At 63.5% G+C, this 25,533-nt stretch carries 25 protein-coding genes; 9 read left to right on the top strand and 16 right to left on the bottom strand.

Annotated elements, in window-relative coordinates; all coding sequences use genetic code 11:
* Positions 1-203: 203 nt before the first annotated feature.
* The 6 genes from OXH74_RS24640 (at position 204) to OXH74_RS24615 (ending at position 5,869) form a co-directional block, all read left to right on the top strand.
* Positions 204-1,040 (top strand): S1 RNA-binding domain-containing protein, encoded by an 837-nt coding sequence (locus tag OXH74_RS24640; RefSeq protein ID WP_375739282.1) that lies wholly within the window; start codon positions 204-206, stop codon positions 1,038-1,040.
* A gap of 195 nt (positions 1,041-1,235) precedes the next feature.
* A complete protein-coding gene (locus OXH74_RS24635; RefSeq protein WP_215373585.1) occupies positions 1,236-1,505 on the top strand; it encodes a DUF3509 domain-containing protein in 270 nt (89 codons plus the stop codon).
* A 125-nt stretch (positions 1,506-1,630) separates the two neighbouring features.
* Positions 1,631-2,782, top strand: a complete 1,152-nt coding sequence (locus OXH74_RS24630) for an efflux RND transporter periplasmic adaptor subunit (RefSeq protein WP_375739281.1) — start codon at positions 1,631-1,633, stop codon at positions 2,780-2,782.
* Positions 2,779-3,453: an ABC transporter ATP-binding protein gene (locus OXH74_RS24625; protein WP_375739280.1), complete on the top strand. Its 675-nt coding sequence runs from the start codon at positions 2,779-2,781 to the stop codon at positions 3,451-3,453. The genes OXH74_RS24630 and OXH74_RS24625 overlap by 4 nt, the downstream gene beginning before the upstream one ends.
* A complete protein-coding gene (locus OXH74_RS24620) occupies positions 3,453-4,664 on the top strand; it encodes an ABC transporter permease (protein WP_375741678.1) in 1,212 nt (403 codons plus the stop codon). The genes OXH74_RS24625 and OXH74_RS24620 overlap by 1 nt, the downstream gene beginning before the upstream one ends.
* Positions 4,665-4,672: 8 nt before the next feature.
* A complete protein-coding gene (locus OXH74_RS24615; protein ID WP_375741677.1) occupies positions 4,673-5,869 on the top strand; it encodes an ABC transporter permease in 1,197 nt (398 codons plus the stop codon).
* Between the two features lie 6 nt (positions 5,870-5,875).
* On the opposite strand, the gene OXH74_RS24610 is transcribed toward OXH74_RS24615, so the two are convergent.
* On the bottom strand, positions 5,876-6,196 hold the full coding sequence (locus tag OXH74_RS24610; protein WP_375739279.1) for a hypothetical protein: 321 nt from the start codon (positions 6,194-6,196) through the stop codon (positions 5,876-5,878).
* Positions 6,197-6,515: 319 nt separating this feature from the next.
* Between OXH74_RS24610 and OXH74_RS24605 the strand changes: the two genes are divergently transcribed.
* Positions 6,516-7,430 (top strand): c-type cytochrome domain-containing protein, encoded by a 915-nt coding sequence (locus OXH74_RS24605; protein ID WP_375739278.1) that lies wholly within the window; start codon positions 6,516-6,518, stop codon positions 7,428-7,430.
* A gap of 123 nt (positions 7,431-7,553) precedes the next feature.
* On the opposite strand, the gene OXH74_RS24600 is transcribed toward OXH74_RS24605, so the two are convergent.
* The gene (locus OXH74_RS24600) at positions 7,554-8,489 is read right to left on the bottom strand and encodes a DMT family transporter (protein WP_375739277.1); all 936 of its coding nucleotides are present in this window, start codon (positions 8,487-8,489) and stop codon (positions 7,554-7,556) included.
* A gap of 123 nt (positions 8,490-8,612) precedes the next feature.
* On the opposite strand from OXH74_RS24600, the gene OXH74_RS24595 reads away from it, so the two are divergent.
* Positions 8,613-9,548 carry a LysR substrate-binding domain-containing protein gene (locus OXH74_RS24595; RefSeq protein ID WP_375739276.1) on the top strand — a complete coding sequence of 312 codons (936 nt, stop codon included), beginning with the start codon at positions 8,613-8,615 and terminating at the stop codon, positions 9,546-9,548.
* An 18-nt stretch (positions 9,549-9,566) separates the two neighbouring features.
* On the opposite strand, the gene OXH74_RS24590 is transcribed toward OXH74_RS24595, so the two are convergent.
* The 6 genes from OXH74_RS24590 to OXH74_RS24565 all read right to left on the bottom strand — a co-directional run bounded on the left by OXH74_RS24590 (position 9,567) and on the right by OXH74_RS24565 (position 14,977).
* Complete coding sequence (locus OXH74_RS24590) at positions 9,567-10,121, bottom strand: magnesium transporter (RefSeq protein WP_375739275.1); 555 nt, start codon at positions 10,119-10,121, stop codon at positions 9,567-9,569.
* Positions 10,122-10,319: 198 nt separating this feature from the next.
* Complete coding sequence (locus OXH74_RS24585; RefSeq protein ID WP_215373569.1) at positions 10,320-10,499, bottom strand: hypothetical protein; 180 nt, start codon at positions 10,497-10,499, stop codon at positions 10,320-10,322.
* Positions 10,500-10,599: 100 nt separating this feature from the next.
* The gene (locus OXH74_RS24580) at positions 10,600-10,809 is read right to left on the bottom strand and encodes a cold-shock protein (RefSeq protein WP_044871522.1); all 210 of its coding nucleotides are present in this window, start codon (positions 10,807-10,809) and stop codon (positions 10,600-10,602) included.
* A gap of 245 nt (positions 10,810-11,054) precedes the next feature.
* Positions 11,055-11,606 carry a cytochrome C gene (locus tag OXH74_RS24575; protein ID WP_375739274.1) on the bottom strand — a complete coding sequence of 184 codons (552 nt, stop codon included), beginning with the start codon at positions 11,604-11,606 and terminating at the stop codon, positions 11,055-11,057.
* 206 nt (positions 11,607-11,812) lie between these two features.
* Positions 11,813-12,943, bottom strand: a complete 1,131-nt coding sequence (locus tag OXH74_RS24570; protein WP_375739273.1) for a PilT/PilU family type 4a pilus ATPase — start codon at positions 12,941-12,943, stop codon at positions 11,813-11,815.
* 69 nt (positions 12,944-13,012) lie between these two features.
* Positions 13,013-14,977: a sigma-54-dependent Fis family transcriptional regulator gene (locus tag OXH74_RS24565; RefSeq protein ID WP_375739272.1), complete on the bottom strand. Its 1,965-nt coding sequence runs from the start codon at positions 14,975-14,977 to the stop codon at positions 13,013-13,015.
* A gap of 345 nt (positions 14,978-15,322) precedes the next feature.
* Here OXH74_RS24565 and OXH74_RS24560 point away from each other — a divergent pair, with 345 nt between their 5' ends.
* Positions 15,323-16,246, top strand: a complete 924-nt coding sequence (locus tag OXH74_RS24560) for a transporter (RefSeq protein WP_375739271.1) — start codon at positions 15,323-15,325, stop codon at positions 16,244-16,246.
* Positions 16,247-16,490: 244 nt separating this feature from the next.
* On the opposite strand, the gene OXH74_RS24555 is transcribed toward OXH74_RS24560, so the two are convergent.
* The 8 genes from OXH74_RS24555 to OXH74_RS24520 all read right to left on the bottom strand — a co-directional run bounded on the left by OXH74_RS24555 (position 16,491) and on the right by OXH74_RS24520 (position 25,399).
* The gene (locus OXH74_RS24555; protein WP_375739270.1) at positions 16,491-18,581 is read right to left on the bottom strand and encodes an LTA synthase family protein; all 2,091 of its coding nucleotides are present in this window, start codon (positions 18,579-18,581) and stop codon (positions 16,491-16,493) included.
* Positions 18,582-19,091: 510 nt separating this feature from the next.
* Complete coding sequence (locus tag OXH74_RS24550) at positions 19,092-20,468, bottom strand: ATP-binding protein (protein WP_375739269.1); 1,377 nt, start codon at positions 20,466-20,468, stop codon at positions 19,092-19,094.
* A complete protein-coding gene (locus OXH74_RS24545) occupies positions 20,465-21,127 on the bottom strand; it encodes a response regulator (protein WP_375739268.1) in 663 nt (220 codons plus the stop codon). Before OXH74_RS24545 ends, OXH74_RS24550 begins: the two co-directional genes overlap by 4 nt.
* Before the next feature lie 12 nt (positions 21,128-21,139).
* Complete coding sequence (locus OXH74_RS24540) at positions 21,140-21,778, bottom strand: tetratricopeptide repeat protein (protein WP_375741676.1); 639 nt, start codon at positions 21,776-21,778, stop codon at positions 21,140-21,142.
* Positions 21,778-22,584 (bottom strand): SDR family oxidoreductase, encoded by an 807-nt coding sequence (locus OXH74_RS24535; protein WP_375739267.1) that lies wholly within the window; start codon positions 22,582-22,584, stop codon positions 21,778-21,780. The genes OXH74_RS24540 and OXH74_RS24535 overlap by 1 nt, the downstream gene beginning before the upstream one ends.
* Complete coding sequence (locus OXH74_RS24530; RefSeq protein ID WP_375739266.1) at positions 22,571-23,260, bottom strand: TenA family transcriptional regulator; 690 nt, start codon at positions 23,258-23,260, stop codon at positions 22,571-22,573. Before OXH74_RS24530 ends, OXH74_RS24535 begins: the two co-directional genes overlap by 14 nt.
* On the bottom strand, positions 23,257-24,735 hold the full coding sequence (locus OXH74_RS24525; protein ID WP_375739265.1) for an AMP-binding protein: 1,479 nt from the start codon (positions 24,733-24,735) through the stop codon (positions 23,257-23,259). Before OXH74_RS24525 ends, OXH74_RS24530 begins: the two co-directional genes overlap by 4 nt.
* Positions 24,725-25,399, bottom strand: coding sequence for a thermostable hemolysin (locus OXH74_RS24520; protein WP_375739264.1), 675 nt, complete (start codon positions 25,397-25,399; stop codon positions 24,725-24,727). Before OXH74_RS24520 ends, OXH74_RS24525 begins: the two co-directional genes overlap by 11 nt.
* Positions 25,400-25,533: the final 134 nt, after the last annotated feature.

Here is a 25,533-nt window from a genome sequence, read left to right as displayed (position 1 = left end):
TCCGGACGATAACGGTCACGGGTTAAATTTCACGGCATGGCGACATGATACTGAAACATCATCGTGCTCCGAGTTGATAGACCACATCGCTGAGCGAAAATTCGCGTCGCCCCAATGCATTTCTTCGCTCTGGAAGCACCATCCGTCCCCTTGGAACGTGGCCAACGGGTAGAATGCCGCCTCGACTCAAAGAGGTAGCGGATATGGCACTGATCGGGCGTTTCAACTCACTGCAGGTGGTCAAGCACACCGACTTCGGCTTGTACCTGGACGGCGGGCCGGACGGTGAGATCCTCCTGCCGAAGCGCTATGTGCCCAAGGACGAGCCCACTGAGGTTGGCGAGTGGTTGAATGTGTTCCTCTATCTGGACAGCGAAGACCGCCCCGTCGCCACCACGCTCACGCCCAAGGTCCAGGTCGGGGGTTTCGCCAGCCTCAAGGTGGTGGAAATCAACCGGGTTGGCCTGTTCCTCGACTGGGGCCTGCCCAAGGACCTGCTCCTGCCGCATTCGGAAGAGAAGCGCCCGCTCCAGGTCGGTGACTACTGCGTCGTGCATGTCTATCTGGACAAGCGCACCCGCCGGATCACCGCCACTGCACGACTGGACCGCTACCTCGACAACACCCCGCCACGCTACAAGCCCGGCCAAGCGGTCGACTTGCTGGTTGTCGAAGCGACGGACCTGGGTTTCAAGGCCATCATCAATGGCCTGCACTGGGGCCTGATCCACAAGAACGAAGTCTTCAAGTTCTTGCGCAGCGGCATGCGCGAGCAGGGCTACATCAAGGAAATCCGCCCGGACGGCAAGATCAGCCTCAGCCTGCAGCCTATCGGCGAGCGCGCAACCACCGGCCTGGCCGAACAGATCCTCGACAAGCTGCGCAGCGAAGGCGGCGTGCTACAGATCAGCGACAAGAGCCCGCCCGAGCTGATCAGCAAGCTGTTCGGCGTCAGCAAGGGCAACTTCAAGAAGGCCATCGGCGGGCTCTACAAGCAGGGTCTGATCCGTATCCACGAAGACCGAATCGAACTGGTCTGAGCGCATCTTGCGTGGTCCTGCAAGGTTTCGATCTTGCAGGTTGCACGCTGCCAAGCGCCTCAATCGTGCGCAATGCACTGCGAAATTTGTTTAAAAGTTTTGCAAGCGACTGATTTATTTGGCGATTCCGTTGTCATACCGCAGGCATGCATGCTGCAGCGAGGTGCAGGAGCACTTATTTCCTGGGAGAAACACATGAACCTGGACATCGGAACACTTGCCAACGCCTTTCCTGACTATGAGCTGAGCACCGCGCCCCGCCCTGATGGTGGCTACGTGCTGACGCTGGAGCGGGAGGGCAAATCCTTTCAACGGGTCGTGCCACGCATCGGCGCCGCAGCCCAGCTGGACTGGCTGATCAGCACCCTGAAGCGTGACCTGGCGCTTGAGTTTGGCGAGGTGCCGCCGGTTGAATCCCTCAAGGTGCTGCACCGCAAGCCACTGCCGCGTTACCTGCGCGCCTGAGGCGCATCGCATCAACCAATGAGACTGGAAACCAACAGGTTCCGGCCTCACCTTCGACGTCTTCTCTGGCGCATATCCAGCCCCAGCACCTAGGCTGATCGAATCAGCTTTCGTGGGAGGAGGGCATGCGCAAACTCCTGATTCTGGTGCCTGCGCTGGCGGTTCTGGGCTTGCTGCTCTGGTGGTGGAGTCGCCCGCAGCCCCTGCCTGTGCGACTGGTAACGGTCGAGAAAGGAACCGTTGAAACCCTGGTGGCCAATACCCGTGCCGGTACATTGAAGTCCTGCCGGCGCTCGCGACTGTCCTTCAATCTGGGAGGGCAGGTGACCGAATTGCTGATCGACGAGGGCCAGCGCGTCCAGGCAGGCGAGGTCCTGTTGCGCTTGCGCCAGGATGATCGACAGGCGCGCGTCGCTGAAGCACGGTCGCGCCTGGCGGGCCAGCGCAATGCCCGCGAGCAGCGTTGCCAGCAGGCCCAGCTGAACCGTCGCGACCTGGAACGATTGCGTCACCTGGCCGAGCGCAAGCTGGCCGCCGCCGATCAACTGGACCAGGCCGAAACCCGGGCCAACCTGGCGCAGTTGGTGTGTGATGCAAGCGATGTCCTGATCCATGAGGCTGAGGCGCAACTGGCTCTGCAGCAGTCCTTGCTCGACCAAGCCACCTTGCGAGCCCCCTTCGCGGGCATCGTGGCGCAGATCAACGGTGAGCTGGGGGAATACGTCACCCCCTCGCCACCGGGTATTCCCACGCCACCGGCCGTGGACCTGATCGATGACAGTTGCCTGTATGTCGAGGCGCCGATCGACGAAGTGGACGCTGCTCGTGTGGCGCTGGACATGCCGGCCCGGATCAGTCTGGACGCTTTCCGCAACCGCCACTTCGAAGGACGGGTCAGCCGCATTGCCCCCTTCGTTCGCGATCTGGAAAAACAGGCGCGAACAGTGGACGTCGAGGTGCAATTCGACGGCGTGCCGTCCGGCGTCACCTTGCTGACGGGCTACAGCGCCGACGTGGAAATCCTTTTGCAGCACAAAGACGAGGTGCTGCGCATCCCCACCGAGACATTATTCGAGGGCCGCCGCGTTTATCGCTACGACGCCGAGGCCGGCGTACTGCGTGAGACCAAGGTCAAGACCGGCCTCGGCAACTGGCGCTGGACCGAGATCACCGCCGGCCTGGAGCCGGGCCAGCGGATCCTCTCCAGCCTCGACGTGGAGAAACTCGCTGATGGCCTGGCAGTGGTCCCAGAGGAGGCGGTGGAGCCCGAGCCATGATCCGCCTGAGCGGAGTGACGCGTTGCTTCCAGTTGGGCGAGCAGCGGGTGATGGGCCTGGATGCCGTCGACCTGGACGTCTTGGCTGGCGAGTACCTGGCCGTTACCGGTCCCTCCGGCTCCGGCAAGTCCACCCTGCTCAACATCCTCGGCTTGCTCGATGTGCCGGATGCTGGTGAGTACTGGCTGCGTGGCGAAGCCACGGCTGGGTTGGACGAAGGACGCCGGGCCGAGTTGCGTAGCCGCTGGATCGGCTTCGTGTTCCAGTCCTATCACTTGATCCCTCGGCTCAATGCCCGGGAGAACATCGAGCTCCCCATGCTCCTGGCGGGTATCGAACCGGTCGAGCGGCACCGCCGCAGTTCCGTCCTGGCTGAACGGCTGGGCCTGACCGATCGTCTGGCTCACCGCCCCGGCGAATTGTCTGGAGGCCAGCGCCAACGCGTGGCCATTGCCCGTGCCATGTGCATGACGCCTTCGCTGCTGCTGGCCGATGAGCCCACCGGCAACCTCGACAGCCAGTCCGGAGGCGAAGTGATTGACCTGCTCGAAGAACTCAACCGCGAAGGGCTGACCCTGGTGGTGGTGACCCATGACAGCCAGCTCTCGGCGCGTGCCAGCCGCCAGTTGGCGATGCGTGATGGACGCATCGTCGAGGACCGGCGGCAATGATGCGTGCTGCCGACGCGGTTGGCCTCTGGCTCGGAGCGCTGCGCGGGCACCGCTCACGCAGCCTGATGCTGCTTCTGGCGGTGGGCATCGGAGTGATCGCCGTAAGTCTGCTCACCGGGCTCGGCGAAGGTGCGCGCACCTACATCCTGGGTGAGTTCTCGGTGCTCGGGCGCAACACCGTGATCGTCCTGCCTGGGCGCAAGGAAACCAGTGGTGGAATGCCCCCGATCACCGGATTGGCGCCGCGCGACCTGACTCTGCAGGATGCAGCCGCCATCGCCCGGCTGCCGTCAGTGCTGCGGGTAGCGCCGCTGCAGGCCGGGCAGGTCGAGGTCAACGTCGGCAGCCGCAACCGCGAAGCTTTCACACTAGGAACCAGTCACGATTTCTTCGCCATTCGGCAACTGGAGGTCAGCCAGGGCCAGGTGTTGCCGCTGCTCGATTTCGGTGAGGCGCAGGCGGTCTGCGTCATAGGCGCCAAGCTGCGCAGCGAGCTGTTCGGTACCCAGCCTGCGCTGGGTCATTGGCTGCGCGCGGGCGACCGGCGCTTCCGGGTGGTCGGCATCCTGGCTGAGCGTGGCGAGTCATTGGGCATGGATTTCGGCGAGATGCTCATCATTCCCGTGGCCAGCGCCCAGGCCCTGTTCAACCGCGAGGGGTTGTTCCGCATCTTTGCCGAGATGCGTGGACCTGGCCTGCTGGAGAGCGGCAAGCAGCAGATCCGCGCGACCATCCGCGAGCGCCATGAAGGGGAGGAGGACATCACCCTGATCGGGCAGGACTCCATGCTTGCGGCCTTTGCCGACATCCTCCGCGCCCTGACCCTGGCGCTGGCAGGCATCGCGGCCATCAGCCTGATGGTGGCTGGAATCCTGATCATGAACGTGACCTGGATATCGGTGAACCAGCGCACGGCAGAGATCGGCCTGCTCAAGGCCATAGGCGCTACCGCTGCCCAGGTGCGTCTGCTGTTCCTGGGCGAGGCGGCTTTGCTGGCCCTGGCAGGGGCAGTGAGCGGCCTACTGCTGGGGGAGGTTCTGCTATGGGCGGGGCGCCAGCTCTGGGACTTCCCCTTACATGCGCCCTGGTGGGCCAAGGCCAGCGCCTTGGGGTTGAGCCTGGTGACGGCCCTGCTGTTCGCCTGGTTACCGGCCAGCCGCGCCGCCGCGATGGAGCCGGTAGATGCCTTGCGGCCGCAGGCGGGGCGATGACAGCCATGATGCGCGTCCAGGATGGCTTCGCCCTGACCGCCTCGGCGCTTACCAGCCGGCCCTTGCGAAGCCTGCTGACGATGCTTGGAGTGGCCATCGGCATCGCCGCCGTAGCCTTGCTCACGGCCATTGGCGAAGGGCTGCGCGGCTACGTACTGGATAATTTTTCGCAGTTCGGTACGCGGATCATCGCCATCCACCCGGGGAAGACGCAGACCGGCGGGTTGGGTGGCATTCTCAGCAGCGTGCGCCCGTTGACCCCGGCTGATGCGGAGGCGCTCGGTCGTCTACCACATGTCGAAGCGGTGGTGCCGATCATTCAGGGTACCGGCGACATCCAGTTCCAGCAGTTCAGCCGTAGCAGCGACATCATCGGTGGCGGCCACCAACTCGCTGAGGCCTGGCGCTTCCAGTTGGCGTTGGGGCAGTTCCTGCCGCCAGCGCGCGACGGGCGCTCACCTCCCTATGTGGTGCTGGGCCAGAAGCTCCGGACCGAACTGTTCGGGGACGCCAATCCGCTGGGGGAGCTCGTGCGTATCGGCGGTACGCGCTTCCGGGTGATCGGAGTCATGGAAAAGAAGGGGCAGTTGCTCGGTTTCGACCTCGACGACATCGCCTACATTCCCGTGGACTGGGCGCAAAGCCTGTTCAACCGGGAGGGGCTGATGGAGATCGATGTGGTGTTCAACGCCGGCATCGGCTCGGTCCAGATGGCCGAACGCATCCGTGCCGCGCTCATCGAGCGCCATGGCGAGGAGGATTTCAGCATCACCACCCAGGACGACATGCTGGCCAGCCTCGGGCGCATCCTTTCAGTGCTGACCATCGCGATTGGCGCTCTGGGCGGCATCTCCCTGCTGGTCGGGGCGGTGGGCATCCTCACCATCATGACCACCACCGTGGGTGAGCGCACCGCCGAAATCGGCCTGCTGCGGGCCGTCGGCGCCAGCCCGCGACAGGTGCTGGGCCTGTTCCTCGCGGAGGCAATCTTGCTTTCGCTGGCCGGCGGCCTCCTGGGACTGGTGCTGATGGGGATTTTGCTGGGCGGGCTGCACCTCGCCCTGCCGGGGCTGCCTTTGGCCTTGAGCCCGGGTGTGCTGATCCTGGCGATGGTGCTATCCGGGGTGATTGGCGTGATGGCCGGCATTGCGCCGGCCCGCGCCGCTGCACGGCTGCATCCTGTAGATGCGCTACGCGGCGAGTGATTCAGCTCAGGTCTCGACGCCGGACGGCGGCATCATGTTCTCGTCTTCCTGGCCGCGGTGCTGCTCGGTGCGCGGCTCTTCGTCCCTTCGTTGCTCTTGTTTCCGGGGCTCGTTGAGTAACTCCTTGGCCGAGGCCTGGACTTCATCGACCTTCTTGTTCAACTCGTTGACGGCGTCGCCGATCGCCTCCCGGGCGATGTCCTGGGCGGCTTCCTCGGCCTTGCGCGCCAGCTTGTCGGCAGATTCCTCAGCTAGCTCGCAGCCGGCGAGGCTTGCCAGCAGGCTCGTTGCAAGGACCAGGGCGACAAGACGTGAAGCAGGTTTCATGCAGTGATTCTCCAGTGATGCGGTATGCAGCTCATTCAGCTACCGGCCATTGTCCGGCGCGGTCGCCATCATTGCCTAGACCTGTCGTCTGGAAAACCAGCCAGGGTTGGGATTCTGTATGCAGACGTTTCCGTGAAAGGCGGGCAGGGAAAAGCCCCAGGTCCGCAGCGGCGACTGATTCGAACCCGGGGCTTGGGGCCGACGTCCGCCAGCCTCAGAAGGACAGACTGGGAGATCGGGGCAGGGTTCCCGAGAATCTGCGTGAATGGGATGGCTTCACTAGGCTTAGCGACATATTCGGGGGCGAGAGAGAGGCAACATGACCAGGCGGATACTGCTGTGGCTGCCGTTTTTCCTTGCCCTCCTGGCTGGCGGCGCTCGAGTGCCGGCGGCGACCTTCGACGATATCCAGCCGATCCTGCAAAGTCGCTGTGTGCTTTGCCATGCGGGAGATGCGGCGCCTCTGGGATTGCGGCTGACCAGCCTCGATGACCTGCTCAAGGGCAGCAAGGTTCGACCGGTGGTGGTCAGCGGCGATCCGTCGGGCAGTGAGCTGATCCGGCGCCTCAAGGGCATCAGCCTGCCACGGATGCCGATGACCGGACCACCGTTTCTCAGTGATGCGGAAATCGCCCTGTTCGAGCGCTGGATAGCCGAGGGCCTGCAACCAGGCTCACGGCCTTCGTCCAGCACTGTCGAGACGCAGCCGTTGCAGTACCCGGCGGCCGGGCAGCCGGTCACCTATGCGCATGTCGCGCCGATCTTCGCCATGCGCTGCACCAAGTGCCACTCGCGTTACGGCCTGATGGGCTCGGCGCCGGAAGGCTTCCTGCTGATCTCCTATGAAACTGCCCTGGATCACGGCGAGCGAGCGCGCATCGTGCCGGGCTCGGCCGGTGCCAGCGAGCTGGTGCGACGCATTCGTGGCCAGTCCCGGCCACAGATGCCTTATGACGGCCCACCGTACCTCAGCGAGGTGGAGATCCAGCTCATTGTCGACTGGGTCGATCAAGGCGCCCGCGACGCCCTGGGCCGCCCTGCATCCAACCCGGTCGGCTCACGGGTGCGCCTTCAGGGCATGCTGGGGGAGGGCTGGACCCTCGATGGCCTGCCGCTGGTGGTCGGTCCAGACAGCCGGATCGACAAGTCCCCTGGTGTGGGTGATTACGTCGAAGTGCGAGGGCGTTTGGGTGGTGACGGTAGGGTAATGGTGGAGCGTATCCGGCGGCGTTGAGGGCTCTACTGGCGTCGAAGCGCGCTTGCTCGCGAATCCCCCCGCGCCTTCGCCGGCAAGCTGGCTCCGGTGGAGGGACGGCACCCGTGGATATCCAGCCGGCTCATGGCGGCTATCGCCCCATCAGGCTTCGGATGCGACAACCGCCCGGCGCGCCAGGCGCTCACGCAGAAGCTCGGTTCCACTCACCAGGAGAATGCCGGCGAGCACCAGGGCCGCACCGATCGCAAACGAGGGCTCGATGCTCTCGTCCAGCACCAGCACACCGAAGGCCACGCCGAACAGCGGCGTCATGAAGGACAACACCGAAAGACGCGAGGCCAGGTATTTGCGCAGGAGCCAGAACCAGGCCAGGTAGCTGACCAAGGCGATCACCACCACTTGGAAGCCCAGGCTGAGCAAGGCGTCCTGGGTCAAGATCATCTGCGTCTGGTCGGTGGCGAAAGCCACGGAGAACAGCAGCAAGGCAGCACCGAACAATTGGTAGAAGAGCGTCTTCACCGCCGAGGCGTCCGACAGGGACGAGCCACGGATCACCAGTGTGGTAGCGCCCCAGGCCAGCGCCGCCAAAACCCCGAAGGCGTCGCCGAGCAGCATGCTGCCGGGCGCATCCGTCGATTGTCCCAGGAACGCCAGCGCGATGCCGCCAAACGCAACCAGCACGCCGGCCCATTGCAAGGGTGACAGGCGCTCCTCCGGCAGCATCAGGTGCAGGCCCAAGGCGGCGAACATTGGCGCTGTGTAGAGGAACACCGAGAGGTGCGATGCGCTGGTGTGGTTCAGGCCCTGGCCAATGAAAAGGAATTCCAGCGCGAACAGCGCCCCGACACTGATGCCGGGCAGCAATGTGCCGTCGTTGAAAGCGTTGCGGCCTTCACGCCACAGCACCAGCGCCCCGAGCACCAGGGCCGCGCCGCCGGAGCGGATCGCCAGTTGCAGGATCGACGGTACGTCATCCAGCACCAGTTTGATCGCCACCTGCTGGAATCCCCAGCAGATACAGAGGAGGAACATCAAGCCACAGGCGAACCAGTCCAGGGGCAGGCGGGAAGCTTTCATCAATGAACTCGCTAGGCAGGGAAACCGCAGGTGCGGCCAATGTGCGCAGGATCGGACTGCCGTGCCTTGCATTCAAACGATGTTTTGTCATTATGCTTTGAGCAAAACTCAAAGCGAACCGCCATGCGTCTTCCGTCCCTCATTGCCCTGCGTACCTTCGAGGTGGCTGCTCGCCGCCGTAACTTCACCGAAGCTGCCCAAGAGTTGTCCGTCACCCCTGGCGCGGTAAGCCGGCAGATCCGTCTGTTGGAGGCCGAACTCGGGGTCAGCCTGTTCGACCGCACGCGCAATACGGTCAGCCTCAACGAAAACGGACGAAAGCTGGCCGCTACCGTTTCCCAGGCCTTCGACCTGCTGATTCGCGGTGCCGATGAGCTGCGGGGCCAAGACGACGGGCCGATCCACATCACCTGTGCACCCTCCATTGCCAGCCATTGGCTGATGCGCCGGCTCAATCAGTACGCCGCCGATAATCCGGACATCACCCTCAGCCTCGAAGCCACAGAGCAGCTCACCGACCTGGAACGCGGAGAGGCCACCCTGGCGATTCGTTTCACCACGGCTGATTCCCCTGCTCCGGCCAGCGAGCGGCTGTTCTGCGAAACCTTCTTTCCGGTGTGCAGCCCAGCGTACCTTGAACAATTCGGGCCGTTCGACGCGCCGCGCGACCTGCTAAAGGCGCGGCTGATCCACACGCACTGGAGAAATGCCGCGAATTTGAGGTTACCGGGATGGGATGACTGGTTTGCCGCCTATGTCGGTGAAGCAGAGCCTCAGGCGGGGGGGATGCGATTCGGCCTGATCGGCCATGCGATCCAGGGCGCGGTAAGCGGCCAGGGATTCGCTCTGGGCACCACGGCGCTGGCCAGTGACGACATCGCCAATGGCCGTCTGGTGGTGCCGTTCGCGGAACGCTGCAGGCTGCGCACGCCCTGGGAGTACCGCCTGGCGTGGAGCCGCAAAACGACACCGGCGGAGAAGGTCCGCCGATTGATCGATTGGCTGGCGGCCGAAGCCCGAGCCAGCGCCGGGCCGGATTCAGAGGGGGAAGGCGGCTGACGGTCATCCGCTCCAGGCTTACACCATCCGGCGCAGCTGATGCAGCCTGTGCTGCAACCCTTCGGCCCAGTCGGGCGTAGCCTGCCCGGTACCCGCCCGTTTCAGCATTGGGTGATGGCTGACCACGCGCGTGAGGATTTCCTCCTGGGTTGGCTTCACATCCACGAAGAATATGTGCTTGCCATCGCGCAGGAGTTGCTCGAAGCGTTTGACGATGGGATTGGGCGTCTGGATCCCGAACAGGCTACCTTCCCAGGTGCTGAAGCCGAACAGGACCACAGCCAGGAAAACGAATGGGACCCAGCCGACGGAGGTCTCGGTCCAGCCACTGAACCAGGCCACCAGCAGCATCAGTACTGCCAGCGCCAGGCCGATGCCAACGCCAATCAGGCTGGAATGTACAAGGTCGCGTTTCATGACGGACGAAACGTCGTGTAGCTGGTGCTTTTCGACTTCGGCGTCGCGTTCGCTGAGGACGTGGATCTGCTCGTGATCGATGCCGCAGGCTTCGAGTTCGCTTTCGACCTTTTCCAGATCGTTGAGGTTGTCGCTGACGTAGTAATGCCGCTGCATGGCACACCTCCCATCTCGCTGTTTCCAGCCCCCAACTGGCTTGTCCCCTTGCGGCCAATGTGGCCTGCGTGGAAGTGTAGCCCTGACTGATGCTGGTCAAGCGGCGCCTGCCCATCGGCAGACGTGGGCCGGTTCAGCCCGGCCCTGGCGCCCGGCGGAGGGGCATTGCACCCTTCCGCCCGGGGGCGCGCAAGCGTCTTACTTGTTGCCGATGCGGATATGGCGGCTCGGGGTCACCTGGGCGCTGACGCCTTTGGCGATTTCCTGGATTTCCCCGCCTTGCTTGAGGAAGGCCGCTACCTGGGCTTCCAGCGACTCGCTGGTGGCCGTTGCCGGCGGTGCTTTCGGGGTGCGGCTGTGGGAGTTCTTGATTCGCATGTCACATCCTCGTTCCGGGCCCGCCGTGATGGGGCAGCCCTGGAAGGTATCCGGGAAAAAAAAACCGGCCCGAAGGCCGGTTTCTTCATTCTGTGCGTGATCAGATCACTTGCACTTCGTCGGCTTGCATGCCTTTTTGGCCCTGCACAGCGATGAAAGAGACCTTCTGGCCTTCTTTCAGGCTTTTGAAGCCGGCGCTTTGGATAGAACGGTAGTGAACGAACAGATCCGGACCGTTATCGGTGGTAATGAAACCGTAGCCCTTTTCATCGTTGAACCACTTGACGGTGCCGGTTTGGCGCTCGGACATTGGAATGTCTCCTAGAAACTGAGTTAAAGCTCGGCTGGATCTTTCCAGCCTGTCACTGAGTGCAGAAGGTCAGCAACCGATGAAGAGGGGACCGCTTGAGTACAGACCATTTCCCGGCGACACATGCATCACAGCGCCCGACACAATACCTGTGCTTTCGAGGAATGCCTAACCTTTTTATTTTCGAGCCGTCGGACGGCAGCGAAATCGGAGGCCCTGGAGCATGTCGATCGTCCAAGCGTCGCTCAGGGCACCGCGCCCGGAAACTGCGCGTAGGGCATCTTCGGCATCTGGTCCGGGGGCAAGTAGAGGGGCGCCGGCGCGCCTGAGGGGCCGAGGTGGCGGATGTAACGGAAGATCGCCATCAGGTCCTCATCGCGCATCTTGCGTAGGTTGAACCAGGGCATGGGCGGCCGCCATGGGCCGCGTGCGTGGCTCAGCCATTGCTGCTCCGTGAGGTTCTGCACCACCAGCCGCAGGTTGGAGGCATAGGTCGTCCCCCAGGGGCCTCGCCAACCGAGCTGGCTGCCGGTGAGCCAGAATTTCTCGTCGACCTTGCCGTCGGTCTCCATGTAGCCGGGAGTGTGGCAGTCATTGCAGCCGGAGACTTGTATCAGATAGCGGCCGCGTTGAACGTCGGACTCTGCTTTGAGATCGGCACAGGCGCTGCCGGCCGTGAACAGCATCAGCAGGGCGATGATGCTTCCGTACTTGCCTGTCGTGTGGCGGTGTCTGTAAGCAATGGGCGTACTTTGGGTAGCTGAACGACCCAGGTGTGCGAGGTGGGCTGGCTTCATGGCGGCGATCCGCTGCGGGTAAGACTACGGCCGGCAACGACCGCAGTCGTGACAATGAAACTACCTGAAAAACGATAGCAGGGTGCCCATTGCCTGCTGCCGTAGGTGAAAGCCGGTCATCTGGTCGACCAATGGCGTTGCGGACACGCGAAGCAGGCAAGACGTGCCCCGAGTCAAGGACCCAGCATGGCTGTTTAGCTCAAGGCTCAACCGTCGCGCAGAACCTTCATTTCCGCATCGGCGGCACCGAAGCCGCGCTCAAGCTTGATCTTCAGGCCCAGGTCGGTGCGCGAATCGGCGAACTTCAGCGCATCGGCCAGGGAGACTCGCCCCGTCTGGAAGAGCGTGTAGAGGTGCTGGTCGAAGGTCTGCATGCCCTGTTCCAGCGCCCGCTCAGTGGCGGATTTGAGGTCATCGAGTTGATCGCGCTGGATCAGGTCGCGGATGTACGGTGTGCCCAGCATCAGCTCCACCGCCGCCACCCGCTTCTGCGCCAGGCCTGGCACCAGGCGCTGGCCGATCATCGCCAGCAGGTTCTGCGACAGGTCTGCCAGCACCTGGCGCCGCGCCTCTTCAGGGAAGAAACGGGCGATGCGCTCGATGGCGTGGCTGCTGCTGGTGCCGTGCAGGGTGGCCAGGCACAGGTGGCCGGTTTCGGCGTAGTGCAGGGCGTGCTGCATGGTATCCAGGTCACGGATCTCGCCAAGCATGATCACGTCCGGGGCTTCGCGCAGCACGTTGCGCAGGGCATCGGAGAAGCTGTGGGTGTCCAGGCCGATCTCGCGTTGATCGATGATGGACTTCTGGTGCGAATGGAGGAACTCGATCGGATCTTCGATGCAGACGATATGGCCGCTGCGGTGGCGATTGCGGTAGTCCAGCATCGCCGCCAGGGTGGTGGACTTGCCGGAGCCGGCGGCGCCAATCACCAGGATCAAGCCGCGGTCCTGCATCGACAGTTTCTCCAGGATCGGCGGCAGGCCGAGTGCGGCGATGCTGGGGATGTCGCTCTTGATCAGGCGGACCACCATGGCGACCTCGCCACGCTGGTAGTAGACGTTGATCCGGAAGCGCCCGCTGCGCTGCACGCTGACGGCGAGGTTCATCTCCAGGTCGCGCTCGAATTCGGCGATCTGCTTCTGGGTCATCAGCTGGTAGGCCATCAGCTGGACTTCGCCTGGCTTGAGCACCTCTTCGCCCGCTGGCTGGCTGTGCCCTTCAACCTTCATGTGCGGCGGAGCGCCGACGCTGAGGAACAGGTCGGACCCTCCGCGCTCGTAAAGCTGCTGGAGGTAGGGAAATACGTCTACGGAGCGGTGATCGGGTGAGTCGTTCATGCGTTCTCCTGCGTCATGGGCGCGAAGCCTAGCAGCGGCCAACCGGCCGCAATATGACGCGCATCAAAATCAATCCTGAGCGTTGGGCGCGACTATGCCGAAGACCTTCATCCAGCGATAAAGCGTCGGCCGCGACATCCCCAGCTCGCGGGCCGCGGCGCTGACGTTCCAGCGGTGACGGCGCAGGGTGTCCTCAAGGTCGCGGGCCTGGCTGCCCTGCTGTTCCTGGCGGGGCAGGGGGCGTTCGGCCTGGCGGGGATGGACGCTGGGCAGGCACTCGTCGGGCAGGTCGTTGACTGTGACTTCTTCCGTTTCGGCAGTCGCCAGGGCGTACTGCAGGGCGTTGCGCAGTTCGCGGATATTGCCTGGCCAGCCATACCCCAGCAGGGCGCTCATGGCATCGCCGCGAATCCTCGCAATGCGCTGACGCTGCTCGCAGAGCTCCCTGAACACGCGTTCGATCAGATAACCCTTGTCGGCGCGTTCGCGCAGTGGGGGCAGGCGAAGGGTAGCGCCGTTGAGCCGGTAGAACAGGTCCTCGCGGAACTGCCCGGCCTCGATCATCTGCCGCAGGTCGCGGTGGCTGGCGGCAATGACGCGGATGTCGACTTTGATCGGTTTCTCGCCACCCAGCGGCATCACCTCCTGTTCTGCCAGCACGCGCAGCAGGCGGGTTTGCAGGTGCAGTGGCATGTCGCCGATTTCGTCGAGGAACAGGGTGCCGCCATCGGCCTGTTGGATCAGTCCGCGCATGCCCTTGCTGCGTGCACCAGTGAAGGTGCCAGGCTGGTAGCCGAACAATTCGCTTTCGATGAGGGATTCGGGCATCGCCGCGCAGTTGATGGCGATGAAGGGGGCCTTGCGGCGGTTGCTGCTGTCGTGCAGTGCCCGCGCCAGGCGCTCCTTGCCGGTGCCGGTCTCGCCGTTGAGCAGCACGTTGAGTGGTTCGCTGCACAGGCGCTTGGCTCGGGCGAGCATCTTGCGCATGGCCGGGTCGTCATCGGCCAGTTCGTCCAGTGGGCACAGCGCCTGTTGCGCGGGGTTGCCCAGAGTCGCGACCGGCTGCCGGCTGGGCTCCATCAGGGCGGCGAAGAACAGTGCATTATGCCGGTGGGTGCGAAAGGCGCGTACCTGGTCGGGGCTGGCGTGGGGAATGCTGAAAATATCATCCGGCTCGCAGTCGAACAGGTCCTGGATTCGCACTTGACGCGCTAGCGCCGAGGCGCGTTCGGGCAGCGCCAGGCCACATTCGGCGAGCAGGTTGCGGGCGGCGGTATTGGCTGCGAGCAGCGTGCCGTCACCGGCCAGCGCGAGCAGGTATTGGCGATTGATCAACACGAACTCGCGCGAGCGATCGAAGCACAGGATGTGGCTTTCGCGGTAGCGCCGCAGGAAGTAGGCATCCTCGATCATCCGCGCATACTGCTTGACCAACTGCAGGGCGAATTGCTGGGAGTCCTTCGAGGGAGGCGAGTTGAGCGCAGAGATGTCGAGTACTGCCAGCAGCTGGCCCTGGGGGTTGAAAATCGGCACTGCGGTGCAGGTCAGGGCGATGTGGTGGGCGCTGAAATGATCGTGGTGGTGGCAGGTGAGCGGCTGCTGCTCCTTGATGCAGGTGCCGACGGCGCAGGTTCCAGCGTGGTCTTCGCTCCAGTCCGCACCGAGGTAGAGCCCAGTCTTGCGGTGGCTGGCCTCATCCAGCGGGTCGCCCAGGAACTGCACGGTGATGCCGCGGTTGTCGGTGAGCAGGATTACGTAACCCAACTCGGCGATGTGTCGGTACAGCTGCTCGACACCAGCGCGGGCGACGTTGATCAACTCGTCGGCCTGGTCCTGGTGCTCGCGCAGCACCTGGCGCGGAACGAAGCGAGGTGGTGCAGGCTTGGACGGATCGAGGCCGTAGTCCTGGATACAGCGCTTCCACGAGCGAGTAATGATGGGCTCGCGGCCCGGGCCTTGCTGCGTGGCGATGGCGTCGGCGGCGTAGGACAACACGGTGTCGATATGCAGGCTCGGAGTCGAAATGGTGCTCATGCAGCCTCCTCGGATAGCGGGCGACGCGGTGTCCCCGGTATCCGTGATGACGATCTTGTTCTTGTTCGGCGGCAGCGCGTGGCGGAGCGGGCTGGCACGTTCGACCACACCTTACGAGTTTAGACCGTGGTCGTCACCTGCCCGATGGTTGTAAAGCGGCCTTACAGCTGGCCTTACACCTGTAACTTCCAATGATGTTCATGGGCAGGTTTTTGTCACCGATTGATCTTGGAAAAATGATGAAATTCAATCGGATAGATGTGTTTGGTAAGGCGTGGCACGCATCCTGCGCCAGGGTTGTCCGGCCCCCTGGCGGGGTAGAACAACAAGAAACGAGGATGCACGATGCTGCCTGTCTACCAAGGGACCAGCCTGGCTGGCCCGTCGACAATCGAAAACAGAACCTGGATTGCAGCCTGGAGCCTGGGGTTGTTGGTGTGTTGCCTGTCGGCCCTCCAGCCAGCCCGTGCGCTGGATCTGGATGCCGGCGATTACGTCCCGGCACCTGCCGGCACCACGCTGGGCCTGCTCTATCTTCAAGGCGCCGAACGCGACCACCTCTACCAGCAGGGAGAGCGCATTCCCGATTCGCCCGGGTTGGACTCGGAGATCGGCATCCTGCGTCTGGTCCATTACACCGACCTTGCCGGTTACCGGGTGGCGCCGCAGGTGCTGGTGCCCTTTGGCCGGCTCGACGGGCGCAATGGCCTGGAAGATACCGAGGGCCTGGCCGACCCCATCCTCGCCATGCCGCTTTGGCTAGTCAACGACCCCGACAATCGTCGCCACTTCGGTATCACGCCGTACCTGTTCCTGCCGTTGGGAAAGTATGACTCCGATGACCCGTTGAATCTTGGTGAGAATCGCTGGAAGTTCAATCTTCAGGCCGGCTATGTAACCGGGCTGACCGAGAAGCTATCGCTGGATCTTTCGGCTGATGCGATGTTCTACGGCCGCAACCGCCACTACGGCAGCGGGCGCTGGACCCATCGGCAGAAGCCCAGCTACCAGTACCAGGGGTTTCTGCGCTATCAGCTCAGCCCGACGCTGGACTTGCGCGCGGGCCTCTCGTGGCTCGACGGCGGCGAGAACCAGGTCGATCGACAATGGCTGGATGACCGGCAAGAGAACGGCAAGTGGTCGCTGGGTTTCTCCTGGTTCTTCCTGCCTCAGACGCAGGTGGCGGCCACCTACGGGCGGGACTTTGAGGTGGAGAACGGATTTCGGGAGGATGACCGGGTGAATATCCGCTTGTTGCAGGTGTTCTGACCACCCCCTTCCCTGGGGCCTCAGCGGCAATTCTCCCGTGGACGAGCGGCTGCGGGGGGCGGCCAGGCCCGTATGGGTTACGCGTCACCATCCCCCCTTGCGTTGTGCGACCCGAGTAGGGGCTCTTGGCAACGGCGCGTATGGCCATTGAAAAGCCCCCGGTGCCGTCAGGCAGCGGGGGCTTTTTCATGTGGAGCAGCCTCGACCTTGAGGGTCAATTCACTCGCAAGTGGCCGCGCAGGCCTTACTGCTTGTCTGGCACACCGTTCACGACGCCTGCGGTGTTATCCAACAGGCTCTTGGTCGCGGTCTGCAGGAACGCTTCCAAGTACTTCTGCAGGCGCGGGTCGCTGTCGCCAGGTACGCGCTCGGCCTTGGCATCGGCGCCCAGCTGGTACTGGTAAAGGCGCGGCGGCAAGTCCCTCGGTTGCACCAGGATGCGGTCACTGCTGACGATCGCAACGGTCTGGTCGCTACCGGACGGTTTGATCACGCCAATGCCCGGATCGCCTTCCGGCAGATTCAGCAGGTCACGCCCCCAGCACTGATGTCGTACGTCGCCGCCCAGGCGGCCCATGATGGTGGGCACCACGTCGATCTGGGTGCCGACGCTATGGTTGCGACTGCCAAATTTCTCCTGCACACCCGGACCAATCAGCAGCAGTGGCACGTTGAAACGGAACAGGTCCATCTCGGTGAGCTGTTGAGGGCTGCTGAAGCCGTGGTCGCCGACCAGGACGAACAGGGTGTCCTTGAAGTAAGGCGATTGACGCGCCTTCTCGAAGAACTGGCCGAGCGACCAGTCGGCATAGCGCATGGCGGTCAGGTGCTCATCCAGGGAGCCGTGCCCGGTGACCGGCTCCACTGGGAGCTCCTTGGGCAGGGCGTAGGGCGTGTGGTTGGAGAGGGTTTGCAGCAAGGCGTAGAAGGGCTTGTCGCTGGGCAACTTGTCCAACTCCACAGCTGCGCGGTCGAACATGTCCTGGTCAGATACGCCCCACGTGGGGTCCATGAATACCGGGTTGACGAAGTCTTCACGGCCGACGAAACGGGTCATGCCCTGATTGGCGAAGAAGCCGGACTGGTTATCCCACTGGAAGTTGCCGTTGTAGACATAAACGTCGTTGAAATCGCGCGCGCTCAACAGCTGCGGCAGGCCGGAGAACTTGTGTGCACCCTCGGGGGTGCGCATCAGGTACTCGAAGCTCGGCAAGTTGGGGAAGCACGCCATGGAGGCGAACATGCCCTGGTGGGTGTGCGTGCCATTGGAGAAGAATCGGTCGAACAGCAGGCCTTCTTTGGCCAGCTTGTCGAAGTTGGGGGTGATGCCGTCAGTGTTGCCGAGGGCGCCGACGTAGCGGCCGGCGAAGCTCTCCATGAGGATCACCACGACGTTGCGGATCGGCAGGGTGGCTTCGACCGGAGGGGTGAAGTCACGGCGGATTGCCGCGGTGTCGGCGTCCACCAGCGTATCGTTGGGGGTCAACAGCATTTCCCGAACGGCGACCAGTGCATCCTCATCGGGCATCGTGGCCTTCCAGGCATTGTCGCGGTGGGACGAGAAGCTGTTCTTGGCGGCGTCCACCAGCGTCAGGGTGCCGTTGAGACCCAACTGGTTGGCGAACATCGATTCGGTGGTGAAGGCATCGCCCCAGCGCAGCGGAGGGCCCTGGCGCACGTGACCACGGGCGGCGACCACGGCTACCACCAGACACAGGGTGAAGACGACCGAACGTGCGGCCCAGTGCGCGGGGGAATGGTGTGCAGTGTGGTGCGATACAGCCTTGGACTGCGGGCGGCTAAGCAGGTCGAGGCCGCGGAACATCTGGTACAGCAGCCAGGTGGCAACGACCCAGGCCAGCAGGTAGCGACCTACCGGGAAGCCGTTCCAGACCATGCTGCCGACGGTGCCCAGGTCTTCCTGCATGTACTGGAATACCAGGCTGTTCAAGCGTTGGTGGAACTCCCGATAGAAGTCCAGTTCGCTGATGCCTAGTAGCAGGGTGAGGCTGGCAAAGGCTGTAAGCCAGAGCTTGTGCAGGTTTCGGGCGGCCATCGCACGCGTGCTCAGCAGCGACAACATCAGCGGAATGCAGGCGAACACCACCACGCGCAGGTCGAAGCGCACCCCGTTGAGGAATGCCTCGACGAATACCGAGGCCGGGCTATCACCGATCAGCTCGCGGTTGTAAACCAGCAGGGCCAGGCGCAGCAGGCTGTACATCACCATCAGCGCAGCAGCGCTGAGCAGGGTAAACGTCAGGTGTCCCTTGACGGTCGGGATCCCCTGACGGGCCAACGTCGGGCGAGAGGTGATTGATTCCTTGGCAGTCATGCGATCAAACATCCATAAAGCAACTGAAAAAAAATCCGGCGGGCGAAATGCCAGCATTGTCGGAGGGAGAAAGCCTCTGAACGGCGGACGGGTTCACGGCAGGACATATTACAGGTATGTGTCGGTACCGGGGCCGGTGGGGGACAGTGCCAGATGGCGTGTGAAGAAAATGTCATGCTGGGCTGGGTGATTGTGACGAAACGATTCAAACGGGCGTTCAGCAGATCGGCGCAAACCCCGAAAACTTCAAGGGATTGCGGACGATATAGATGTTGCTGGTGCGGCCGCCTGCTCGCCGCATAGCAGCATCACGCCGCGACCAGCGCCACGTCGTCCGGGAGGAGAACATTCAGATGGGCGGTGGAGCCACCGCTGATGGCGTTATGGAGTACCTGCAGCAAGCACTCCTGCTTGATTCCTGCGGGGCCACATGACGCGCTTTGCCCTTGGCCAGGCTGACCCCGGGACGCCGGCTTTCGGCAAGCCGCTTCCTGCACTCCTGGCGCGTTACTACCCGGGCGACCGCTTCGGCAGTCGCAACTCAGCGCAGAGTCCGCCTTCGGCGCGGTTGCGCAGCTTGATGCTGCCGCCTAGGCGAGTGGCGATCATCTCGACGATGGCCAGCCCAAGTCCAGCACCTTGCGGGTTGTCCTGGCTGTAGAAACGCTCGAACAGGCGCTCGATCTTCTTCTCGTCGATACCTGGTCCCAGGTCCTCGACACGGATCACGAACTGGTCTGCCTCGTCGTCCGCCAGGCTGACTTTTACTTCCCCACCGGGTGGGGAGAAGTTTGCGGCATTAGTGATCAGGTTCTGCAGGGCGATGCCGATGGCCGCGGCATCGCTGGTCGTCCTGAAGTTTCGCTCGGGGACTTCCAGGGAAAGCTCCAAGCCCCTGTCGAAGATCAGCGGCGTCAGCTCGGCCAGGTGCTCGCGTACCACCGAGCCCAGTTCGATGGGTTGCCATTTCTGCCAGGCCAGTTCCGGCTCGACCCGTGCCATGGTCAGCAGCTGGTTGAACACCCGTGCCAGGCGGTCGACACCCACGGTCAGGAATTTCAGGGCCTCGTTGCGTTGTTCTTCGCTGGTGGCCTCCAGGGCATTCTGCGCATGCAGGCGCAGCACGGCCAGTGGCGTGCGCATCTCATGGGCAGCATCACCAATGAAGCGGCGTTCTCGCTGCAGCACCTGGTCGATCTGCCCGAGCAGCCGGTTGAGCGCAGCCTGCATGGGCTCAAGCTCCTTCGGCAGGGGCACGATCTGCAGCGGGGCGAGGGAGTCCGCGCTGCGGTTGCGGATGACTTCCGCCATGTTCTGCAGTGGGCGTAGGCCCCAGCCGATGGCCTTCCAAACCAGGGCGGCAAGTATCACCACGCCGATCAGGTTGGGCGTCAGGGTGTGGCGGACGATGCGTTCCACCAGTTCCTGACGAACGTCGTCTCGCTCGCCAACCCAGATCAGCAAGCCCTTGGCCGGGTCCGGCAAGACGAATCCGCGCCAGCGCTCGCTGCCCTGCGTGTAATCGTGGAAGCCAGGCCGTTGTGGCCGTGTGTTGAAGGCCGGTGCGCTGGCTGAGCGCACCAGGCTCTGGCCATCCAGGCTCCAGATGTGGAAGGCCAGCTTGCTCTCATAGGGGTGGCCAACTTCATGTGGGCCGACCTTGCTCAAGGTGTCATTGAATGCGGCGTAGAGCTGCTCACGTTCGGCACTGGCCATGGGCAGGTGCATCATGCCCTGCAGCATCCGAGCGTTCTGCGCCAGTTGTGCATCGTAGATTTCCGCCACCTCGTGGCTGCTGTCGAGGTAGTTGAACAGGGCGATCAGCAGGCTGCCGAGCAACAGCAGGCACATTACCAGCCACAGGATGCGGCGTTGCAATGACATCATGGGCGCGCTTCCACCACGTATCCGATGCCCCGTACCGTGCGGATCAGCTCACTGAAGAGTTTTTTGCGCAGGTGGTGGATATGCACCTCCAGGGTGTTGCTCTCCGCTTCCTCGTCCCAACCGTAGAGGCTCTGCACCAGCCGCTCGCGGGTCAGCACCTTGCCTGGCTGTGAGAGCAGTTCGTGCAACAGCACATATTCCTTGGGCGTCAGCTGTATCGGCTGACCGTCGTAGGTGACTTGTTGCGAGGAGGGGTCGAGCGTCACGCCAGCATGTTCGATGAGCAGCTGTGGGCGCCCGGCACTGCGCCGCAGCAGGGCGCGCAGGCGCGCTTTCAGTTCGTTGAGGTCGAACGGCTTGACCAGGTAATCATCGGCCCCGGCATCGAGGCCGATGATGCGGTCATCGGTGGCGTCACGGGCGGTGAGAATCAGCACCGGCAGGTTCGAGCCGCTGGCACGCAGTTGCCGGAGCACCTGGACGCCATCGAGCCGGGGCAGCCCCAGATCGAGCACCGCCAGGTCGAAGTTCTCATTGAGCAGAGCGTGCAGGGCGCTGACGCCATCAGTCAACCAATCGATTGTGTAGCCTTCCTGGCGCAGGCCGGCGCGAACGCCGGCCCCCAGGGCGTTATCGTCTTCGACGAGCAAGAGTCGCATTGCAGTCCTTTTTTACTTTTGAATTTCCTGCAGTAAAGCATCGATTTCCTGGCGCCGGCCCTGGTCGGCCAGTTCGCGGCCGGGGCGGGGGGCTGCCTGTTTGGCCTTGAGCAGCGCTTCGCGTGCTTCCTTGTCATTGCCCTGACGGTAAAGGTGGTCGCCCCAGAAGTACAAGCTGTCGATACCGTTGGGGTTGAGCTGCAGGGCCTTGCGCAGCAGTTTTTCCGCTTCATCTTCATCGCCGAAGCTTACGGGCCAGCCCGGCACGCGGTCATACAGGGCACCGAGGCTGGTGTAGGCCGAGCCTTGCAGCGCGTTCGGGTCGAGCTGGATGGCTTTCTCCAGCGCGGCGCGGGCGTCCTTGACCTTGCCCAGGGCACCCAGGCCGCCATCGGCACCGGCCCAGCTGCTGGTGACAATGCCATGCCAGATCCAGGCTTCGGCGGCATTCGGTGCGCTACGGGTGAAGGCGTTGGATTGCGCAGCCAGCTTCTCGAACTCGGCGGCTTGCTGCTTTTTGGGCGTCTGGTACTGGATTTCGGCCCAACGCTGCTGGATTTCCGTCAGGCGTTGTCCGTTTGCACCGTCGAGGGCCCAGGTCGGGCCGCTGAGGGCCAGCAGGAGGCCCAGGGAGCAGAGCAGTTTTTTCATCATGAGTGTTCCTTGGCATGAGTAGGGGAGGTGAAGCGACGGATGATCGGCAACTGTTTGTGCAGGGCTCGATCAATCAGCCCGGGCAGCATGCTGTTGATCCGCACGAAGAGTTTTTCCGGCCAGCCCAGGTAGAGTTCGGAAAGGTCTTTCTCGATGGCGGCGATGACCGCCTGGGCGACATACGCCGGCTCGTCCATGCCGACCTTGAGTTCGGCATTCAGGGCCATGGCCGCACTGCTGTTCATGCTGGTGCGCGTAGCCCGTGGGGCGATGTAGAGCACGTTCACCGTCGTGTCCGCCAACTCGCGGCGCAAAGCTTCGGAGAAGCCGCGCAAGGCGAACTTGCTGGCGCAGTACACGGCATAGCCGGGATAGCCAATGGAGCCGTAGATGGAGCCGACATTCACCACCAGTGCGTGGGGTTGCTGGCGCAGCATGGGCAGCATTGCGCGGGTCAGTTGCAAGGTGGCGCAGACGTTGAGCGCCAGCATGTCTTCGATTTCGCTCTCTTCGATCTGCTCCAGCAGGGCGAAGCGGTTCACCCCGGCGGCGTTGATCAGCAAATTGACTCCGCCCAGATGGCGCGCCGCGTCCACCACCAGCTTGCGCTCATGCGCTTCCCGCAGGTCCGCACCAACCCAGGACATCGCGTCCGGGTAGCGACGCAGCAAGTCCTCCAGAGCGTCGCGGTTGCGGCTCACAGCCAGCACGCGCGCGCCCCCCGCGCAAAGTGCTTCCGCCAGCGCCAGGCCGATGCCGCCGCTGGCACCGGTCAACAACACCCGGCAATCAGCAAGTTGCATGGCGCACCTCGTTGACGGTCACCGGAACAGCGCGCGGCAGGCCACGGAACATCTCGGTGTAGAGCTGATAGACCACCTTGGCGGCGTGGATCACGGCGGCCTTGTCGTCTTCATCTTCCAGACGGTTCATCAGCTTCCGGTAGGTGACCATATGGTCCTGATCCAGGCTGCCGTGGGAGGACAGGTAGCTGAAGGCGGTCTCGGGCAGGCCAAGGCTTTTCTGGATGGTGCCGGCAGCCTGGGTGGCCAGGGCGATACTGGTGCCTTCAAGGACGTTGACCATGCCGAACAGCCCGACCGGGTTGCCGCGTGCGATCAAGTCGTAGAGGTAGGCCACCATCAGTTCGATGGGCAGCGTGGGCTGGCTGCCGGCGACTTGTTCGGCGTCTCCGCCGCAGGCGGCGATATCGTTGAGGATCCAGCGCTCATGGCCGTACTCCTCATCTATGTATTCGCACACCGCGCCACGCAGCCATTCCAGGCGCGCGGGCAGGCGGGCGCCACAGGCCATCATCAGCGGGACGGTGTGGCGCACGTGGTGGTAGGCCTGGGCGAGGAAGGCGCGATAGCCCTCCAGACTGACCTCACCGGCCAGTGCTTCGCGGATCACCGGGACGCTGAACAGCGCTTCCCGTTCGCGGGCGGTGGCTGCTTGCAGTTCGTCGAAGAAATTCATGGTGCAACCTCACTGGTTTCAAGTTCGAAAAGGGTGTCTCGGTAACGCGCGAGGATCGCCTCGCGACGTGGTCGGCCATTGGCGGTAAGCAGCCCGTTGGCCGGAGTGAAGGGTTCGCTCAGCCGGTGCCAGGCGTGTACGCGCGCGTAGTCCGGAAGCTGGGCATTGGCGCGGGATACGGCCTGAGCCAGGGTGTCGTCATCGCAGGTCGGGTCCAGCGGCAGCAGCAACGCCAGGTTGCCGGGCAAGCCCTCGCCATGGACGAATGCCTGGGCGATCACGCCGCGCTGGGTCAGCTCGGCTTCGACCCAGTCCGGGTTCACGTTGCGGCCGTAGCTGGTAATGAACTGGTACTTCTTGCGGCCCTTGAGGTAGAGATAGCCATCGGCATCGAACTCGCCGATATCGCCGGTCGGCCACCATTCCCCCGTGAACGGGGTTTCGCCCAGGTAACCCAGCAGGTGCGAGCCGCTGACCAGCACTTCGCCGTCGTTCGCCAGCTTCACCCGCACATGGGGTAGCGGCTGTCCGACACTGCCTGGGCGGTTAGCAGTAGTGCGATTCAGGCACACCACCGAGGCGCACTCGGAGAGGCCGTAGCCCTCGAATACCGGCAGCTCCAGCTTGGCCGCGCGGGCCAGCAGCGCTGGCGATACCCGCGCACCGCCCACGGCGACGAAGCGGAACTGGTCGGTACGCAACAAGCCGCGCTCCAGGGCGGTGACCAGTCCGAGCAGCAGTTGCGGTACCAGGATCATGCTCTGCGCACCGCTGAGCACCAGGGTGCCCAGGAAACGTTGCCAATCCACACCGCTGGCGCCCTGGATGCCTACTTGCCGCTGCGGCAAAAGTGTCAGTGTGGCGCCGGCGATCAGGGCCGCGTAAAGCCCGAGATTCTCCAGCAGCACAGCGAGAGGTAGCACGGCCAGATATTGCTGGGGTTGGGCCGGGCGACTGACATTCTCCAATTCACGCGCCACTCGCAGCAGGGCTTCGGCGCTGAGGCAGACGCCCTTTGGCTGGCCGGTGGTGCCAGAGGTGTAGGTGATTTTTGCAGTGCCGCCTGGCAGCCCATCGCCAGGTTCAACGGGCTTGCGCCAGAAGCTTCCGTCGGGCTGGTAGCCGGCGGCTTTCAACTCGTCGGCCAGTTCCGGACCGGCCACCAGCAGGTTGGCCCTGCTTTGCTCCAGGCAATGGGCGCGTTGCGCCGGGCTGAAGAACGGCGGCAGGATCAGGCAAGGCCGCTCGGCCAGCAGCGCGGCCAGGTCCCAGAGGACGACTTGCGGGCCGTTTTCCAGACCCAGCGCGAATACGCCTGCAGGCTCCTGGCGCAGCATGCGTTCGCGCCGCTCGACCTCGGCCAGCAGCGCAGCATAGTCATAACGCTCCGTTTCGCCGCGCAGCGCTGGGCTGCTGGGTCGCATGCGTGCATGCTCATGCAGCGTTTCACGGAAGCGCTCAAGCTCAGGCCGCATGGTCAGCCTCCAGCATGGTTTGCGGGAAACCCTGGCGGTCGAAGACCCCGCACTGCTCCAGCTGTGCGTAGCCGTAAAGGATGTTGCCAGCAAAGACCTGAGGCTGCTGCTCGTAATAGGTGCCCCAGAGTTCGCGCTCCTGGCCGAGGCGTTGCGGGTCTGCCTGGCCGAGCACCAATGGGTCGAGACCCAGACGGCGGAAGCTGTTGATCAGGGTTGTGGCACCGGTAAACACCACCCATTCCAGTCCGCGCCTGGCCAGCAGCCAGGTCACGGCGACGATGATCAACCGGGCATTGCCGGCACTCATGGACGCCAGGTTGCCTACTTCCACTACCTGATGACGTCCCACCGGCCTGGACGCCAAGGCGGACAACTGGTTCTCCACGGGAGACTCCAGGTATTGCTCGAGGAACAGCGGGTTGCCGTCGGCGAGACGGATGCCCACCGCCGCATTCAGTGCGCCATGGTGATTACGCATGGCCAGCAGCTCAGGCATGAACTGGCGCACATCTGCGCCGTGCACGTGCCGAAAACGGTTTTGAATGAAGGATTCGACGTTGGTGCGCCCGTGGTCACTAGGCTGCATCAGGGAAAGGTAGTGCTGTTGTGGCTCATGTCCGAAAGAAAAGGGGAACGCTTCGTGCCACTCGACACTGTTCATGACTGCCCTCCAGGCAACAGTGGGAATGTGGGCAGTATCTGGAGGAAGTCTTAAGGGACTCTGAAGAAACCTTAAGGTAGGTATGCATCGCTATGCCGTGATGCAAGCGGCCCCTCGCGGCAGGGCTCTTGACC

Source organism: Metapseudomonas boanensis (genome assembly GCF_042232855.1).
In the GTDB taxonomy this organism is placed as follows: Bacteria; Pseudomonadota; Gammaproteobacteria; order Pseudomonadales; family Pseudomonadaceae; genus Metapseudomonas; species Metapseudomonas boanensis.
The sequence above is the reverse complement of the archived record's forward strand: the minus strand, read 5'-3'. Positions and strand labels throughout refer to the sequence as shown.

Excerpts from the sequence above, each read along its gene's own strand:
- OXH74_RS24640 (WP_375739282.1), top strand. The coding sequence starts at position 204 with ATGGCACTGATCGGGCGTTTCAACTCACTGCAGGTGGTCAAGCACACC.
- OXH74_RS24635 (WP_215373585.1), top strand. The coding sequence starts at position 1,236 with ATGAACCTGGACATCGGAACACTTGCCAACGCCTTTCCTGACTATGAG.
- OXH74_RS24630 (WP_375739281.1), top strand. The coding sequence starts at position 1,631 with ATGCGCAAACTCCTGATTCTGGTGCCTGCGCTGGCGGTTCTGGGCTTG.
- OXH74_RS24625 (WP_375739280.1), top strand. The coding sequence starts at position 2,779 with ATGATCCGCCTGAGCGGAGTGACGCGTTGCTTCCAGTTGGGCGAGCAG.
- OXH74_RS24620 (WP_375741678.1), top strand. The coding sequence starts at position 3,453 with ATGCGTGCTGCCGACGCGGTTGGCCTCTGGCTCGGAGCGCTGCGCGGG.
- OXH74_RS24615 (WP_375741677.1), top strand. The coding sequence starts at position 4,673 with ATGCGCGTCCAGGATGGCTTCGCCCTGACCGCCTCGGCGCTTACCAGC.
- OXH74_RS24610 (WP_375739279.1), bottom strand. The coding sequence starts at position 6,196 with ATGAAACCTGCTTCACGTCTTGTCGCCCTGGTCCTTGCAACGAGCCTG.
- OXH74_RS24605 (WP_375739278.1), top strand. The coding sequence starts at position 6,516 with ATGACCAGGCGGATACTGCTGTGGCTGCCGTTTTTCCTTGCCCTCCTG.
- OXH74_RS24600 (WP_375739277.1), bottom strand. The coding sequence starts at position 8,489 with ATGAAAGCTTCCCGCCTGCCCCTGGACTGGTTCGCCTGTGGCTTGATG.
- OXH74_RS24595 (WP_375739276.1), top strand. The coding sequence starts at position 8,613 with ATGCGTCTTCCGTCCCTCATTGCCCTGCGTACCTTCGAGGTGGCTGCT.
- OXH74_RS24590 (WP_375739275.1), bottom strand. The coding sequence starts at position 10,121 with ATGCAGCGGCATTACTACGTCAGCGACAACCTCAACGATCTGGAAAAG.
- OXH74_RS24585 (WP_215373569.1), bottom strand. The coding sequence starts at position 10,499 with ATGCGAATCAAGAACTCCCACAGCCGCACCCCGAAAGCACCGCCGGCA.
- OXH74_RS24580 (WP_044871522.1), bottom strand. The coding sequence starts at position 10,809 with ATGTCCGAGCGCCAAACCGGCACCGTCAAGTGGTTCAACGATGAAAAG.
- OXH74_RS24575 (WP_375739274.1), bottom strand. The coding sequence starts at position 11,606 with ATGAAGCCAGCCCACCTCGCACACCTGGGTCGTTCAGCTACCCAAAGT.
- OXH74_RS24570 (WP_375739273.1), bottom strand. The coding sequence starts at position 12,943 with ATGAACGACTCACCCGATCACCGCTCCGTAGACGTATTTCCCTACCTC.
- OXH74_RS24565 (WP_375739272.1), bottom strand. The coding sequence starts at position 14,977 with ATGAGCACCATTTCGACTCCGAGCCTGCATATCGACACCGTGTTGTCC.
- OXH74_RS24560 (WP_375739271.1), top strand. The coding sequence starts at position 15,323 with ATGCTGCCTGTCTACCAAGGGACCAGCCTGGCTGGCCCGTCGACAATC.
- OXH74_RS24555 (WP_375739270.1), bottom strand. The coding sequence starts at position 18,581 with ATGACTGCCAAGGAATCAATCACCTCTCGCCCGACGTTGGCCCGTCAG.
- OXH74_RS24550 (WP_375739269.1), bottom strand. The coding sequence starts at position 20,468 with ATGATGTCATTGCAACGCCGCATCCTGTGGCTGGTAATGTGCCTGCTG.
- OXH74_RS24545 (WP_375739268.1), bottom strand. The coding sequence starts at position 21,127 with ATGCGACTCTTGCTCGTCGAAGACGATAACGCCCTGGGGGCCGGCGTT.
- OXH74_RS24540 (WP_375741676.1), bottom strand. The coding sequence starts at position 21,778 with ATGAAAAAACTGCTCTGCTCCCTGGGCCTCCTGCTGGCCCTCAGCGGC.
- OXH74_RS24535 (WP_375739267.1), bottom strand. The coding sequence starts at position 22,584 with ATGCAACTTGCTGATTGCCGGGTGTTGTTGACCGGTGCCAGCGGCGGC.
- OXH74_RS24530 (WP_375739266.1), bottom strand. The coding sequence starts at position 23,260 with ATGAATTTCTTCGACGAACTGCAAGCAGCCACCGCCCGCGAACGGGAA.
- OXH74_RS24525 (WP_375739265.1), bottom strand. The coding sequence starts at position 24,735 with ATGCGGCCTGAGCTTGAGCGCTTCCGTGAAACGCTGCATGAGCATGCA.
- OXH74_RS24520 (WP_375739264.1), bottom strand. The coding sequence starts at position 25,399 with ATGAACAGTGTCGAGTGGCACGAAGCGTTCCCCTTTTCTTTCGGACAT.